Below are 15,878 nucleotides of genomic sequence, written 5' to 3' on the forward strand. Positions count from 1 at the left end.
CGCAAGATCCCCCAGCCGCACCCGTATCGAGGCGCGCCCCGACGGGCGCGGTCCCCCGCGCGAGGCGCGCCCGGGGAACGACGAAGGGCGCGCCCGATGGCGCGCCCTTGGAGTCTGGTGGGGAACGCTAGCGCGCGCCCGGCTCGGCGGCTCGGCGCGCCATGCGGCGCTCCCGTCGGAGTTCCTCGCGCGCCTGGCGCGCGCCCTGCCTAACCATGTTGAGGAGACGCGACAGCTCCTCGGGGTGGGCCTCGCCGAGGAGGCGGAGCGCCTGGAGCCGCACGTTCGGTTCGCTCGGCATCCGCCCGTTGCGCGCCTCGGCGAACTGGAGCGTGTACCGCAGGAACCGCGCCTCCGACGCCACGCGTGACCGAAGCTGGGCGATGCGCTTGTCGTGCGCCTTACGTCCTTCCTCGCCGACTGCCGGCAGGAATGCTGCGGGCTGCTCGAGCATCCTCTGCGAGAGCGCGGCGGCTCGGGGGGCTACTGCCAGTGACCGGAAGGCGAGTCCCTGGACGCGCCGCGGGATCGGACGGCCGCGGCCGGAGCGGTCGAGGACGAATCCCGTCCACTCCTCCGCGAAGGCCTTGTCGTCCAACTGTGCGAGGTAGTCGGCCTCATCGGCGGCCAGGTCCTCGACGACGTCCTGCAGGGGATGCGTTGCGGCGCGCAGCCGAGCGCGGAACGGGACGGTCCTGGCCTGGTACTGCCTCTTGGTCTCGTTCTCCCCGCGGGGCAGGTAGGTGCGGGTGTCCCGGCCGGCCTTCTCCAGGGCATCCAGAGTCCGCGAGACGAGGAGCGGCGAAGCCAGCGCCGCGCCCTGGGCTGCTTGCGGGGCTCGTCGGTCCTCGTCACCCATGACGTACTGCACGACGGTCTGCGCGAAGGCTTCCGCACTCATCTCGGACAGGCGCTTGATCTCAGCCTCTGCCTGCTGCGCTTCGGCCATACCGGGGGTTCCTCCTGGGGGTTGGGGCTCGTCGCTCTCGAGCCCGTACACGCCGTGTGCCTCACGGCACGAGACGAGGTGGCCATACCGCGCGTGAACTGCTGCGTGTGCCGGATCATCGCAGGAGCAACCACTCCCCGGCCCCGAGTGCTCTACACGCACCCGTTGTCTCGATGCCCCGCCCGGCACCTGACCGAAGTCAGGCCCCTGGTCGAAGGAACACCCGGAAAGGTGAGCTGCAGACCAACCAGGCGAGACATTCTCAACGCAGTCGTCGCGGCACCTTGCGATGCAGCGGTACGGCCACCTCTTTGCGGATGATACCCGCCTGGTTGGTGCCGAACTCTTGCCTCAGGCGCTACTCGGCCTGCTCCGGTGTCTTCGGGCTCGTCACCGCCTCGATCAGCGGGGCGAGCGTACTGGGCTTCCATACGAGGTCGTAGGTGGTCTGGGAGGCAGCCAGGACGGCCAGGATCGTGGTCATGGTCAGCGCGCTGTGCTGGAACTGCTCCCAGCCGCCAGTGCCGGCCACGGTGACCACACCGGCCACCACTGCGACCACCACCGCCACGATCTTCTTCACCTGGGCCGTCCAGGCGGGCCGCTGGACCACTGCGGTGAGCAGCGGCAGGAGCGCGCCCACCTGGGTACCGGCCGTGATGGATTCGAGCGTTGTCGTCATGCTGTCCAGCCCTTCTGCAGGTTGCGTGTCGGGCGGACTGTGCACGGGGCGGAGGGCTTGCGTCGCGCGCTCGGTCAGCTCCCCTGCGGGGCCTCGCCGACGTCGTCGGCGATCTCCCGGGGCGGCGCCGGCGCCGGGCTGTTGTAGAGCTTCACCACCATGTCCCGCAGCTGATGGATGTAGTCGACGGCCGCGGCCTTCCAGCGGCGCCACTGCCGCTGCTCCTCCTGCAGCGTCTCGACCTTGCGCTCAAGGTCGATCTGCCGGGTTTCGAGGGTGGTGACGCGATCCAGGGTCTGAGCGTTCACCGCGCGCTGCTGCTCCAGCAGGCCGGTGAATCCTTCGGTGACCGTTGTCACCGCGGCGATGAAGCTCTGCGACTCAGCGATACTCGCATCGCTGTCATTTTTTCGCTTGGCTTGCCTATGTACTAGCCACGCGCCGCCCAGCACTCCGATCATGCCGAACAGCGGGGTGAGGACAGGCGCCAGCGACAGGAGCCTGTTCACGGGCGCCTCCTCGTCGGTTCCGTCGGTCGGGGTGCGCGGGAGCCGGGGCCGTGAAGCCCGCGGCTCCCCGCAGGGCCGAACGCTGCACCACCGAGGGCGCTTACGTCCTCGCGTGCGGGACCGTCAGGCCCCTCCGGGCACGGGGGTCGTGGGTAGGACGCCGGCGACGACGCCCCACCCCTGACGGATCGCGTCGAGGATCAGGTCGTCGCTCAAGGCGGCGGCGATCGTCGCTGCGTCGGTGGAGCCGACCGCAGCGGCCGCCTGTAGGACGTCGGGCGAGGCCACCATGCCGGGGGTCATCAAAGCCGCCATGTCCTCGCTGGGACTGGCGGCGGAGCGGGCGAGGTTCACTCTCAGCGGGTAACCCGGGGTGTCCGGGCTCTCCATGAACACCTCCCTTGCTATGACGGCGATGCCCATGCGGATGCGAGGCAGTAGAGACGGCTCGCAGGCGAGATCGCACATGGTGGCAAGTGGGAGCGGAAGGGGCATGGCTGGCCTTTCTACTTGGTGTAGGTGACGCGGAGCTGCGGGGGGTAGGTCTCTCCGACACCTCGGGCGGAGCCGTAGTACGTGGAGGACGAGCTGTTGGGGTCGAGGGCGATACCGCGCCAGGTGGTGGAGTCGAACACGGCAGTGATGTCGACCCATTTGCCTTGGTTGCGGGCCCAGGTGACGGACTGAGACTCGGGGTCGCAGGAGAAGGTGCTTGGCCGCGAGGTGTGCTTGTGGGCTTTGATGACAGCCGTTCCGCCCGAGTTCGAGTACCAGTGATCGAAGTACAGGTAGATCTCAGCTTTGGTGATCGTCGCGCCGGACAGGTCGGTGCCGAGAGCTGCGGGGAAGCCCACCAGGGCCGCTTGAATCCCGTTCGTGGAGCTGTAGTAGCCCTGCATCATCTGGTTGCCGTAGTACGAGTTGTAGCCGCTGCGGTTGGCGTAGGAGCCGGACCAGCTCGCCGCGTACGTCTTGGTGTACTTCTGCACGGGTGGTGTGGTGCTGCCACCACCGGTGTTGAACTGGCCGGTATCCGGGATGTAGGGCCCGACGTCCTCGACATAGAAGACGCCCGGATAGGTGGTGCCTCCCAGCAGGTTCACCGTCTGACCGCTGGGCCCCCCTTGGCAGCGGAACGTCGTCAGCAGCCGATGCTGGCCGGCGCCGAAGGGGCGGATTGTCTCCATGCGGACTCTCCGCAGACCGTCTGTGGGCATGGGGTGGATGGCGGACTGGATCTGCGGTGTGGCGATCGTCGGGGTTGCGGCCCCGGCATCCTTCAGTGCCAGCACCAGCTCGCCACCAGCTGCGGACGGGTCGGCGTAGCAGTCGAGGACGACGCGGTACATGCGGCTGGTTTCGGCGGTGAACGACAGCTCCACGAAACCGAAGTCAGTGTTGCTCCCGGTGACGGCGCTGTACTGGTAGTCCACGGCGATGAGCCCACGAGCGGCGTCAGACATCAGAGAGCCGATCGTGTCGCCGCCTACGGTGAATTCTCCCGCGACGGCGAGGTCGCTGAATCCCGCGTTACCGGACTGGTCGATGGTGGCAACGGCCTGCCCGTCATTGGACAAGGTCAGGTAGTTCGGGCGGCCCGTGACGAGACTGACTGCTTCCTCGCCTTCCGCGTCGAACAGGCGCAGTCCGTCCGGCGAGATTTCTGCCCGGCTGCCTCCTCCTGCGGCGGAGGACAGCACGGGGCGGAGCTCGACGTTGTCGAAGGAGACGCTTCCGGTGCCAGTGGGTGACTGGAGGCGGGGCGCGCAGTACGCCGCGGAGGGTGGGGCGGCGTGGATGTACTTCTCACGGCGCCAGGTGTCGTCAGGCTGCGGGCCCGAGTTGGAGATGACGCTGAACGACAGGTGCGCGCCGGCCGAGTCGAGCCATTGCAGGGCCATGATGATGCCACCGGCCCCGACGAAGTCGGTGCTGCCCTTGAAGTCGAATGCGGCCCAGTAGCGCTCGCCGGTAGTGACGGGGAAGCGGTCGTAGATGAAGGTGCGGGTCGCGCTGGGGTCGAGGGCGAAACGCAGGGCGTGCCCCGAGTTGTTGCCGCCGGTCACGATCGTCGCGTCGGTGCGCCCGGACAGCTTCCCCTCGATGTAGCCGGTTTCGAAGGAAGGGTCGGGGATCAGGTTGCCGTTGACGCCGATGCCGAGCTTGTCGGCGGTGATCGTCCCGGCCTTGATGTGGCTGGCCTCGATCGAGCCGGCGAGGATTTTGGTGGCGGTGACCGAGTTGGCCGCGAGCTTGTCCGCGGTGACTGATAGCGCGGCAAGCTTGTCGGCGGTGATCGCGAGCGCCGCGATCTTCTCCGCGGTGACGGCCAGGGCGAAAAGCTTGTCCGTGGTGATGGCCCCGGCGAGGATCTTCGGCGCGGTGATTGCCCCATCAGCGATCTGCACCCCGGGGACGACGGGCCGCACCGCGGCGTTGTCGAACCAGACATCGCCAGCGGTCACCAGCGCGCCCTGCACACGGATGGCGGCTCGAACCGTCCCGGCTGGCGCCGTGGTGGTGGCGGACAGCCTCGTCCATGCCTCGCGCACAGGTGTGCTGGTGCCGACGACGCCGTAGCCGAGGATCGCCCCTGCGGCGTCCTCCCAGCGGGCATGAATGTTGATGGATGATCCGGCCCAGTCCGCGGACAGGTAGTAGTCCACAGCGAGGTAGAGCTGATCGCCGGCAAGCATCGGGAGCAGGGTGAGCCCTACGTCGCGGTAGGCCGCGGTCGCCGAGCGTGAGTCCAACTTCAGTGAGGCGGCGGACCCGTTACCGAAAGTCTTGTCCTGCGTCGCGTACGACAGGCCCACGATGAGCGCAGCGGTGACGGCACCCTCAAAGCTGGGGTCGGGCAGGATGTTCGCGCTGCCGACGATGGTCAGCTTCTCGGCGGTGATGGCGCCCGCCGCGACGGCCGCCGCGGTGACTGATCCTGCTGCCAGTTCGGCTGCGGTGACGGAGTTGACCTGGAGCTCCCGCGCGCTGATCGCGTCCGCAGCCACCTTCCCGGCGGTGACAGCGTCGGTCGCGAGCGCCGCGGTGGTCACCGAGCCCGCGACGAGGTTCGTCGCATCAACGACGCCCGTCTTCAGGGCCTCGATGGTGAAGGCGTCGACCTGCATGACCGCGGGCGAGCCGATGACACCGCTGCTGGAGTAGTTGAGCCACAGGTACGGCGCGATGAACCGCACCGACTCGTGGACGAGGCCGGCCGCCCGCGGGTCGAAGTTCGGCCCTGCGGAGCCCGAAGCGCCGGGCGCCGCACGGTCCTTGAGGTAGCCGACGATGGTCACCCAGCCGTCGGCGGTGGCGATCGTCTTGCCGGAGGCGCCCACGTAGTAATGCCCGCTCGGGGAGTCCGCTCCCGTCCGGTTGACGAGCGTGGTCTCGTCGGCGCCGAGACCGAGTACGCCGACAAACACCTGGTCGGGGCCCGTAGCCATCTGCGCGGTGGCCCGGATGCGGGCGCTGACCCGGTACAACACTCCGGGCTCGTACGGGATGAGGGTCGTTCCCCGCAGACGGATGTAGCCCTTGGCTTCGCCGACGTTCTGGCCTGTCGGGGCATCCGCCACACCGGTGAGGTGGTCCCAGGTGGCGCCGGTTCCCTGAGCGCTGATCTGCCAGGCGGCCGGGTCGCCCATCGTGTCGACGTACCGCTGTACCGCGGAGTCGGAGAGGGCGCCGCCCAGCGCGTTGATGGTGACTGCGCCATTGGCGAGCTTGCCAACCTTGACGGCGTTGTCGGCCAGTTTCTCCGTCAGCACCGCCCCGTCGGCGAGAGCAATGCTGTTGACCGCGCCGAGGGCGATCTTCGCCTGTGTGACAGCCTCCGCCGCGAGCTTGGTCTCGCTGATGATGCCGTCGATCAGGTCCTGCGGAACCGCCTGCCGCGGGGTTCCCTGGGTTGCGATCGAGGCCGGGCCGGTGACCGCCGCGGTGTTCGCCCCGACGAGGCGCACCCACACCGGGGTGTAGCCCTCGATCGCGATCGTGACCATGCCGCCGAGCGGGGCGGTGATCGTGGCAACGAGAGTCGACAGGTCGGGGGTGAAGTCGGCGGCCGGCCCGACGTGGACCTGGACGAGAGAGAAGTCCGTGGGGCTGGTGTACGAGTCGTCCCACAGGCCGTCCCAGCCGACGAGGAGCCCGGCGAGGACCGGCTCGACGGTGGGCGGGCTCGGCGTCGGGGGTGGAGTCGTGTTGACCGGGACCAGGGCCACGCCACCGTCCGGCTGGACACCCACCGAGCCCTTGAGGGTGCCCTCGTCGTCGTAAATGTCGAGCGAGCCGCCCTCGATGGACGTGTACCGGGCTTGTGTGGACCGCTCCAGCGCTTGCAGGCGCCGGTCGTAGTCCGCCAGGAGCTCCGCCCAGCGGCGGGCCTCACGCTGGTCGTCGAGGAATGTCGCCATGGGCGCGGATGATCCGCAGCCTCACGGCTAACGTCGCGCGCTGCTCAGTAAACGAAGCTGTCGGAACGCCTGAGGGTCAGGGTGCAGGTGCCGTCTGCGCTGATCTCGTCGGACACGATGCGGTGCCACACGTCAACGTCCCCGACCCAAGGCACATGGACCTGAACGCGGATGTCGTCGCCGAGCTGCCAGGAGCCGAAGCGGGCATTGGGGTGGTCGATGATCTGGATGGACGGAATCTGAAGGGCGGAGGTCCGCCCGTTGAGTTCCTGCACCCCACGGGTCGTCAGGGCCTTGGCAGAGGAGAGGGTCTTGTCGGTGACTGTGGCCACCCGGCGCAGCCGCCCGGCCTCGTAGCGGTGGGTCTGCGCACGGGCCATCGCCCTGCCCTCGCCCTTGCCGAGGACGATGATCTCGTTGGCGTAGTCGTCGCCCAGTCCCTCCGGCTTGGCCAGCGCGATCAGGTTCTCGCCGTCGGCGAAGCGCAAATCGTCGCGCTTGCGTCCGAGCCGTGGCCGGCCGAGCCGGATCCGGTGATCGACAGCGTTGGTATTGCCCACCCAGGCGTGGGTCTCCACCCAGTCGAACGGGATGGTTTGGGCGAGCGTGTCCAGCGTCTGGCCGCAGTCCGGGTTGTCCCACCAGGCCAGCTCCCACGGGTCACTGCCGTCCGCGGCACCGAGGAGTTCCCCGAGATTGTGGGTGTCGATCGTCATGCCGATGTTGCCGTACGGCCGGGACTGCACGTGGTTCCAGATGTTGCGGAACGCGACATAGGCGTCGAAGCGCGTCCCCCCGTACGGCTTCGGTGGCGGGGGCACCTTCCGCTTCGGATTGCTGAAGTCGATGTATCCGTCGTGGTTCTTGTCTTTGCCCGCGTACGGGTCCTTGGGGGTGATGAGCGGCCCGGAAAGCATGTGTGACTCGTACGGGATGCCGTGTGGGTAGCAGGAGAAGCCCTCGCAGATGATCGAGGCCTTCGGCCCGTCGTACGAGGTCTTGGTGACGATGCCGCCCCACCGGAGGTAGCCATCAATCTCCAGATAAATCTTGGTGCCCCACTCCTCAATCACCGGCTGGCCGTCAGGCCCGAGCAGGCGGGCATACTCCGGCTCAATGGTCCCGTTCATGGAGCCGGGCCCGGACAAGTCCCGCTTAGGGTTCGACGACAGCGCGAGTGGCACTTCCCAGTCGAGGATCTCCTCGGGAAGTGCCCGCGCCGCGATGAACCGCCAGCCTTCCGGCATCAGATCGCGTCCTCGCGGGCGGACTCCACGAACTCCACGTCGTAGAACATCGTCGAGCCTGCGTCGGCCAGCAGCACACCGGTGTAGGAGGGGTTCCCGCTGCCCTCGAGCACCGCGTCCTGGACAGTGCCACGCATTGAGGCCGGGATCGCGATGAGACCGCCGCCGATGAACGTGTGGCGCTGCGGGGTGCCTTCCCAGTCGCAGTCGAAGTTCGTCAGCAGTGTGGTGAGGGAGCCGAGCCGGGCCCTCAGGTAGCCGTATGAGTCCTTGGCGTTCTTCTGGGCCAGGCCTGCCCAGTGGGCGATGATCGTGGCGCTCGTCGCCCACTCCGGGACCTCGATCGGCCAACGGCACCCGTTGGGGAACTCCTCCCAACTGGGTTGCTTGACGTCGCCGACCGAGTCGCCGCCGATCCGCGCACCGTGCATGTAGCGAACGACCCGCCGACGTCGTGGGTTCGACATCTCCCGCAAGTCTTTGATCATGCTCTGGGTGATCGACGAGGTGTTCGGGCCAATGTCGATCCGTGCCAGCGTGATCGCCGAGTCCGATGGGCGGACCTGCCGGACGCTGGTCGTCGTGGCAGGCACTCCGGAGATCACCCGCGTGAAGATGTACGGCCCCACCTTGGCATCCGACGGGTTGGGCCATGTCTCACCGTAGCTGTAGGGGTTCTCGATCCTGGCGACCACCAGGTCCGATCGTGCAGCTACCCCGGTCCCCGGGATGGCCACCTGTTCGGTGACCGGCAAGCGGGCCGCGTATGCCTGGTACTGCCCGCCAGAGGCGCGGTTGAGGATCGCGCATGCCCCAGGTGTTATGTCGACGGCGGCCGCCGGCGCCGTGAGCGCTTTCACTTGAAGGTCGGCAGCTCCGATGGTGCCCTCGGCCCCGGCGAAGGCTGCGTACGCCAGAAGCCTGGCCACCTCCGAGGAGTGCTCGGCGCCGCCTTCGGTGAACCACGGCACGGAATCCCACATCGTTCTCTACCTCCGCTGATCGACTTCGTCAGCGGCGGACTGTCCCCTCAGGGAGCACCTTGCGTCGCGTCCTGCCCAATCGCGGCCGCGCACGGGCCCGTTGCGGTTACAGGTAGGCGAAAGCGTCCCGCCAGGCCACGGTCATGTACGAAAGCCCGCTGGAGTCCGAACCGCGGAGAACGAAATCCTGACGGCCCACTGGCAGACGCAGGCCTTCGAGGAGAGGTGAGGAACGGTACAACGTCCCCGCCACGTTGCCGCTGCCGTTGCGGAGCACCGTGCGCACCCAAGGCCGCGGGTCAATCGTGACCCGCTCGCCCTGACCGAGCGAGAGATTCAAACTCACTTTCCACCGGCTGACGACCTCGCAGACCGGTTGGGAGATTGGGCCGTAGATCGTGATGACCGGCCACGTAGGTTTCGTGCCTCCGATCATCACCTCGCCGGGCACCTTGCTCGCACCTGTACCCGTCATCGTCAGCGGCGTCGTCAGGGGGCCCACCAGCCCGCGGTGCGGGGCGGGAATCAGGTCTACGCGGATACTCTGCTCGACGTCGTCGTACGCGGTGTCGTCCACGCACGCGAAGTTGGCGACAACCGGGGTGTAACCCTGCCTCGTGAGCTTTGAGCCGGTCGGGGCGCACTTCCGTGGGCGCCCGTAGAACCGGCGGGCCCGGCCTCCTTGGATGGTGCGGAGGACGGCCGGAGTGCCGAAGCGGCGTCGGACCGCTTCCGCATCCCACGCCTGCACCATTGTGGAGACCGCCCCAAGGTTCGCACCGTGCCGGCCAAGACCGGTAGCCGCGTCATCGACCGTGTCCACGCCGACCTCGAAGGTGACAGTGGCTGCGGAGTGCCAGTCCTGGCCGAGCCGAATGCCGTCCTCTCGAGGCAACGGTACGTCCCCGGTATCTGGATCGCCGTAGGTGATCTCATAGGGCTCCAGCAGGTCGTAGCCGCTGCGGAATGACCCAAAGGTGAAGTCCGCGCCGGGGTGGATGCCGTTAGCCCCGTACTGGAGATTCCACTCACCCTCAGCCAGTGGCATGTGCGCCTCCTCGGCGAATGCGACGCAACTCGAACAGGGCGTCGCTCAGGGCCGCGCCCGGGGTCATCGGTGCGCCGGTCATGGTCAGGTTGAGGTCGCCGCCGACGAGTGCCGCGGAGGCCTGCGCGGTGGCGGGCCGTGTAGTGCCCTGGGCGCGGCTGCCGGCGTACGTGGAGACGGCGCCCTGGGCGAACTGGCGGAGCGCACCGTCCGCGAAGTACACGACGCGGCCGCCGAACATCTCGGCAACACGGTCGAGGATCGCCTCGGAGCGCTGCCGCTTGGACTTGGACAGCGGGATGTATGCCTCCCCGCCGGTCTCGGGCTCCGCCCACAGCCGCCACTCACCAGGCCGGGCTATCTGGGCGATGTGGTTCTCGGCGCCGTTGGCGAAGGCCCGGACACGGTTCCGCGCCTTGCGGATACCACCCTGGGCGTACTGGACGATTCCGCCGTTGGCCTGCGGACTGGTCTCCACGTACGGCTTGCCTACGGTCGAGTACTTGATGGTGACGTTGACGACCTTGCCCGTCAGGCCATTGATCTTGCTCTGGATCGCCGCGACCTGGTCGATCGGAGTCTTATTGGGAGCCGTGATCCGGACAGTCTTGCCGCTCTTGCCGTCCACGTTCTGGATCTTGTATCCGAGGTCCTTGAGTGCCGTCTGCGCCGTCTGTGTCGGCGCCTTCACCTCGATGGACTTGCCCTTCATCGTGGCGACCTTGTCGCGCACGGCCTCCAGTTCGCCGGTGGCCTGCTTCACGATCGCGTTGACCGTGACGTTCTTCTTGTTCGGCGCGTTCGCGATGTCCTGAGCCAGGGCGCCAATGTTGGCGCGGGCCGCCCCGGTGGGCGCGGTGACGTTCACATCCTTCGTTCCAGGGATGCGCAGCACCTGGAACCCGAGAGCCTGCAACTGGCTGCTCGCCTCAGCGGTCGGCGCCGTGATGCGGATTGACTTGCCTTTGCCGAGTGCCTCGAGCTTGCCGCGCAGGCTCAGGAACTCGGCGGTTGCTTCGGGGATGCCCTGCGTGGTCATGAGGGTGGTGATGGTGTCCGGGATGAACCCCATCTGGTCGGCGAGCGCCTTCGCCTGAGCCTCGGGGATGTTCAGGTCCATGGCGAGCTGGATCGCCTTGGCGCGTGCCCCGTCCATGGCGGCCTGGCTCTTGTCCATGGCCTCCGACACGGGCATGAGGCCCTGCTCGGCGGCCTCCTGTGCGCTGGTGGCGACGCTGAGCATGGAGTCGCGCAGCTGGGTGAGCTGGCTGTTGAGGGTCTGGCCGTTGCGGGTGGAGGTGTTCACCAAGCCGTCGCTGCCGACGAGGGCCTTGCCCCAACCCTCGGTTCGGTCGATCGTCCCCTTCATCGTGTCGTCGATCTGCAGCATCACCGAGTTGAGCTGAGTGGTGGCGTCGTGGAACGACTGGGTGTTGCCGTTCAGCGCATCCAGTGCCCTCTTGAGGGCGTTAGTCCGCTCGTCGGCCGCCTTTGTCTTGTCGCTGAACCCCTGGAGAGCGGAGCTGAGCCGGTCGTACGACGTGGCGCCGACGCCGCCCGCCCCGTTGATGGCGTCGCCAAGCTCCTTCTGCTTCTTGCGTGTCTTGTCCAGTTCACCGTTGACTTGGCCCAGCGCATCAGCAGCATCCTTGTACTTCTGGCCCTGCGGGCTGTAGTCGAGGACGAAGACATCGCGCCCCTTCTCGACGTACTCCTTGTTGGCGTCCGCGAGATCCAGCAGCTTCTTCTGAAGGTCACCGATGGTGCCGCCCTGCTCCAGGTACGCGTTGGTGACTTCGCCCAGTTTCACGCCGGCGTCGCCCAAGACGTCGACGAGCTTGCTCTTTCCGTCGGACAGCTTCGTGTCCTGCAGGAGCTGCGCTGCCTGCGCCCTGACATTCGCGTCGATGACACCGTTCGACGCGGCCAGGGCCTGTGCCAGGGAATTGATGCGCTCCTCGTGTGCCTGCGCCGCCCGCGCTGCGGCCTCCTGCTTGCTGACCAAGAGGCCCAGCCCAATGGTCAGTCCAGCGAGTGCGATACCCAGCGGGCCGCCGAGTGCCGACACCATTCCGCCCATCGCGGTCGACGCCACTCGGTTCGCGGCTCCGAGCCCGCGCATGGCGCCGGTGAGTCGGTTGCCGTCGGTGGCAGCGTTCCGGTAGGCGAGTCCCATCCGCTGCCATGTGGTGATCTGCGGGCCCATCACGCCGGGGCCCAAGGTTCCGCGCATTGTGGTGCCGAGGGTGGTGAAGGACGTGCCCGCGGTGCGTACGGAGGTCCCGAGGTTGCGCAGCATGGAGGCGACGCCGCTGATGACCTTGAGGGCCAGCAGCGTTCCCAAGAACACAGCCAGGGCGGTGTTCGCTCCCGGAATCACACCCATGATCGTGTTGAATGCTTGCAACAGCCCATTGAAGGTCATGAGCAGCACGCCGAGCCCGGTTCCGGCGGCGGAGACGTTCCCGATGGCGGTGGCGATGTTGGAGATGACGCTGATCACCGCCGGGCCGACGCTCTGGCCGAGAGCGTTGAAGAACGTGCCCAAGGCGGGCATCAGCTCAGTCCGGATCTGCCGAACCAGGTCGGTGATTCCGCCGTCTTTCATGGACCGGCCTAGCCCCCGCATGAGGTCCCCGAAAAGCAGGTTGACCTCGTGGAACGCTGGCGCTGCGTCACTGAAAAACTGCTTCATGGCCTTCTGGCCAGCGCCCGAGTTCGCCCAGCGCTCAAAGCGCGTCATGCTTCCCTCGAGGCCGTCGAGGAGCGCGTTGCCGGTGTCCATGGCCGCGCGCCCGACGCCGCCCAGGCCCTTGATGAGGCTGCCGGTCGTCCGGCCGAGCTGGGCCGCCTTGTCCGCGGCGTGGTCGAGGAACCGGGCCAGGGAGCCGGTTTCCCGGCCGGCCGAAGCGGATGCGCGGACCCACTGTGTGAACTTCTCGCCCGCTGCGCCTACCCGCTCGACGAACGGGCCGCTGGCGACCAGGTAGTCCAGGGTGGCGCGGCCGAGGTTGCCGAGGCCGCCCGTGATGTTGCCGATGACGCGGCTGTTCGTCCCGGCGATGGTCTTGAAGTCCTTGCGGAAGACGCCGGACTGCATGAACTTCGCGCCGCGCTCAGCGAGCGAACCCATCTGGTCGGCACTGTCGCCCAGCGAGTCCTTGAGGAGCGGGAGGACCGCGTTCGACAACGGCTTGATGTCGTCGGCGATCTTCGAGAAGAAGCGTTCCTGTACGGACTGCTTCATCTTGGACCAGGCCCCGGACAGCTCCACGACCGTTTTGACCGACTCGCGGGCCGACGTCGACAGCTTCTTGAGCGACTCGTCGAGCTTCTGCTGCTGCGCTTCGGTCAGCTTCCCGCCGGCAGCGAGCTGCGCCTGTGCCTTCAAGGACTCCTTGATGGCATCGCCGAATCCTGAGAACGCGACCTTGGTGCCGATCGCCGCGGTGCCCGCCGCGGCGATCAACCCCGGTATGGCGCCCAGGACACCGACGGCGGGCGCGGCGGCCGAGACGAGGGCGGTCAGACCGGCCGCGTACTGCCCGATGAGGGCGACGGCAGGCTGAGCCAGGGAGACCAGGGCACCGATTCCGAGCATCCGCATCGAGCCGCGCCCTCGGGGCAGTGACATCTGCACCGGAACATTGATGGGGTTGCGGTCAGCTTCCCCCTGCGCGCCGCCGATGAGGGTCTGCAGCCGTCCGAGGAGCCCGCCGCCGGGCACCCCGTTGCCGTTGCCGTCGCCGTCCGGCCGGACGGGCAGGTTCAGGTTGGTAGCGGCGACACGACGCGCAACCCCGTCCAGCTCTGCGCGGAGACTGTCCTCGTCAATCTTGACGCGGATGGTCGCGGTGACGCCTCGGGACGCTTTCTCGACGGCCTTCTCAAGGCTCTTGCGCAGGCCCTTGTCGTCGACGTTGACCTTCACCTTGACGGCCAGGCCTTCGGCTGCCGCCTCGACACGCGTGCGCAGCTCCCGGGCGAACCCCGCTAGGTCGGCGACGACCGGCACGTCGAGGCGGCCGGCCTGCAGGCCCTCAGCCACTACGGACCATTCCTCTCTGCATGGCGGCCATGAGCATCTGCCGGTGACCGGTCATCTGCGGGGCCTCGCGCTCCGGAGCGGCCTGCGCCGGCTGGTGCGGCCTTGGGGAGCCGCGCCGCTTCACCGCGCGGGTGACGGAGCTGTACGGGCGGGGGACGGTCTTCGGCTCCTGGCGGCGTTTCTCGGCCGCGAGGATGCTGACCTCTTCGACGATCTGCGCCAGCAGCTCCGTGGACGTTGTCCAGCCGTTGCTGGCCGCGGAGTTGACGCGGGAGTCTTCGGGCAGGCCGTCGATGAACGAGATCAGCCGCCTCAGCCCGATGAAGCCGGGCTGCCCGGGTCGGAGCCAGACGCGGCGGGCGTCGAGTCCGTGGTGGTATCGGGAGAGGTCGGACTCGACGTCGCGGAATCGCTCGCGGAGGAGTCGGCCGACCTGAAAAGCTTTCCCAGCTCAACTCCGTAGACCCGGGAGAGGCCGATCGTCAGGCGCACGTAGTCGGTGATGAACGGCCGCTTCTCGAGGAAGGCCTCGTACTGCTCCTCGCCGAGGAGGATCGCGTACGTCTCCTTCACCGCGGCGAGGAACTGGCGGGGCAACTTCGGGCGGCGGAACAGAGCTACGACGACCTCGCCGACGCCGGCGTCGCCGTCGGCCGACTCGAGGACTTCGCCAAGGAGGCCGACCAGGTCCAGCTCGTCGGACAGGATCGGGTCAAGGGCGTCGGCTGGGAGTTCGGCGGGGAACATGAACTGCTCTTCGCAGAACTTGATCGGGATGCCGTGGGGGTACTGGACCTCGCGCCGCTCGGCGTCAAGGTCGATGAAGTAGGAAGACATGGAGGGCCTGGCCTCTCGTGTGCGGGGCTGAGTCGCGGGGTGCGGCAGCGCGCGGACACTGGCAGGCCGTTGGGCCTTGCGTCGCGCGCTGCCGCGAGAGGTCACGCCGCGGGGGCAAACGCCGGGTCGTCAGTCATGCAGTACCAGGCGTCGACGTCGTCGCCGCCCTGGACCGCGAGCCTGAGCGGGAGGACCGATTCCTTGGTCTTCGCAAGGTCCTTGGCGACGCCCTCCATCTGCATCGCGCGCGGGATGATGTAGCGGTAGTGCTTTCCGCCGTCGATGACCTCGACGAGGGCCGCGATCTCCGTACGGGATCCGATGCGCGGCGGAGTGAACTTGTAGTGCGTCGCGGCCGGCGGCCCCGTCACGGTGATGGGCGTGATGGTGCCGCCGCCGTACACCGCCTGGAAGTTCTCGCCGGACCACTGCTGCAGATCGACCTCGATAGTCGCCGCGTCCTGAGTCTGGAAGGTGCGGGTCGGGTACGAGGACTGCGCAGAGCGCACCTGCTCGAAGGCAGGCTCAGTGTTGAACTTGAGGCTGTCCTCAGTCGTCAGACCAACTGGGCGCCACGCGGCGGGCATGGCCGCAATCGCGTCGGCGGGGGCCGCCGTGCCGACCACTGCTAGCCACACGCGGGTGACGGAAGGAACGACGATCTCATTGTTGTTGGCGGTCTCGCCTGCCATAGCGGGGTACTCCCTGGTGTCCGGGGCTCTGGGCCTGGACACCTTGGAGAGGCCACCCCGTTAACGTCGCGTGCTCACGGGTGCAGGGTCACCAACAGGTTCATCAGCCATCGGGGTTGGCCGTCGATGAGCGGTGACCACACCAGGAGCCCGGAGGGGCGGATGCCGGAGATGACCGGCCGGCCCGGGATGTGGGGCTCCTCAACGAACTCCGTCGCGGCCGTGGCGCACCGCAGGAGGATGCGCCGCAGCTCGGCCTGGCCCGGCCAGCCGCCCGGGTCGCCGTACGCCTTGAGCGTCACCTCTGGGCTGGTCGCCCACCTCAGGTCCCGCAGGTCTCCGCCGGGCCCGTGAGTGACACGGAGGTGAGGCCACGGCCCCTCGGCGATCCCGGACACGCGGCCGGGACCGCCGAGGGCTTCGGCGGCCGTGGGGGGTTGCGGGTGCCAGGCGAGAACCTCG

General features: G+C 67.9%; 12 protein-coding genes. All 12 read right to left on the reverse strand.

The features are described 5' to 3' along the window. Positions 1 to 127: 127 nt before the first annotated feature. Entirely contained in the window at positions 128 to 949 is an 822-nt protein-coding gene (locus tag ACWDO5_RS31910; RefSeq protein ID WP_450533980.1) for a hypothetical protein, read from the reverse strand. 358 nt (positions 950 to 1,307) lie between these two features. Next, the gene (locus ACWDO5_RS31915) at positions 1,308 to 1,631 is read right to left on the reverse strand and encodes a hypothetical protein (RefSeq protein WP_450533981.1); all 324 of its coding nucleotides are present in this window, start codon (positions 1,629 to 1,631) and stop codon (positions 1,308 to 1,310) included. Positions 1,632 to 1,705: 74 nt separating this feature from the next. Then, positions 1,706 to 2,140: a hypothetical protein gene (locus tag ACWDO5_RS31920; protein WP_450533982.1), complete on the reverse strand. Its 435-nt coding sequence runs from the start codon at positions 2,138 to 2,140 to the stop codon at positions 1,706 to 1,708. Between the two features lie 123 nt (positions 2,141 to 2,263). Beyond that, positions 2,264 to 2,635 (reverse strand): hypothetical protein, encoded by a 372-nt coding sequence (locus ACWDO5_RS31925; protein ID WP_450533983.1) that lies wholly within the window; start codon positions 2,633 to 2,635, stop codon positions 2,264 to 2,266. Between the two features lie 11 nt (positions 2,636 to 2,646). Next, on the reverse strand, positions 2,647 to 6,561 hold the full coding sequence (locus ACWDO5_RS31930) for a hypothetical protein (protein WP_450533984.1): 3,915 nt from the start codon (positions 6,559 to 6,561) through the stop codon (positions 2,647 to 2,649). A gap of 44 nt (positions 6,562 to 6,605) precedes the next feature. After that, the gene (locus ACWDO5_RS31935; RefSeq protein ID WP_450533985.1) at positions 6,606 to 7,808 is read right to left on the reverse strand and encodes a hypothetical protein; all 1,203 of its coding nucleotides are present in this window, start codon (positions 7,806 to 7,808) and stop codon (positions 6,606 to 6,608) included. Beyond that, positions 7,808 to 8,791 (reverse strand): hypothetical protein, encoded by a 984-nt coding sequence (locus tag ACWDO5_RS31940; RefSeq protein WP_450533986.1) that lies wholly within the window; start codon positions 8,789 to 8,791, stop codon positions 7,808 to 7,810. The genes ACWDO5_RS31935 and ACWDO5_RS31940 overlap by 1 nt, the downstream gene beginning before the upstream one ends. 106 nt (positions 8,792 to 8,897) lie before the next feature. After that, positions 8,898 to 9,839, reverse strand: coding sequence for a hypothetical protein (locus tag ACWDO5_RS31945; protein ID WP_450533988.1), 942 nt, complete (start codon positions 9,837 to 9,839; stop codon positions 8,898 to 8,900). Further along, on the reverse strand, positions 9,826 to 13,887 hold the full coding sequence (locus ACWDO5_RS31950; protein WP_450533989.1) for a hypothetical protein: 4,062 nt from the start codon (positions 13,885 to 13,887) through the stop codon (positions 9,826 to 9,828). Before ACWDO5_RS31950 ends, ACWDO5_RS31945 begins: the two co-directional genes overlap by 14 nt. Positions 13,888 to 14,199: 312 nt before the next feature. After that, positions 14,200 to 14,724, reverse strand: a complete 525-nt coding sequence (locus tag ACWDO5_RS31955; protein ID WP_450533990.1) for a hypothetical protein — start codon at positions 14,722 to 14,724, stop codon at positions 14,200 to 14,202. Between the two features lie 101 nt (positions 14,725 to 14,825). Beyond that, the gene (locus ACWDO5_RS31960) at positions 14,826 to 15,416 is read right to left on the reverse strand and encodes a phage tail tube protein (RefSeq protein ID WP_450533991.1); all 591 of its coding nucleotides are present in this window, start codon (positions 15,414 to 15,416) and stop codon (positions 14,826 to 14,828) included. Between the two features lie 74 nt (positions 15,417 to 15,490). Continuing rightward, the coding region (locus tag ACWDO5_RS31965) for a hypothetical protein (protein ID WP_450533992.1) at positions 15,491 to 15,878 on the reverse strand (388 nt) is incomplete at its 5' end.

This window comes from Streptomyces sp. NPDC000880 (assembly GCF_053599675.1).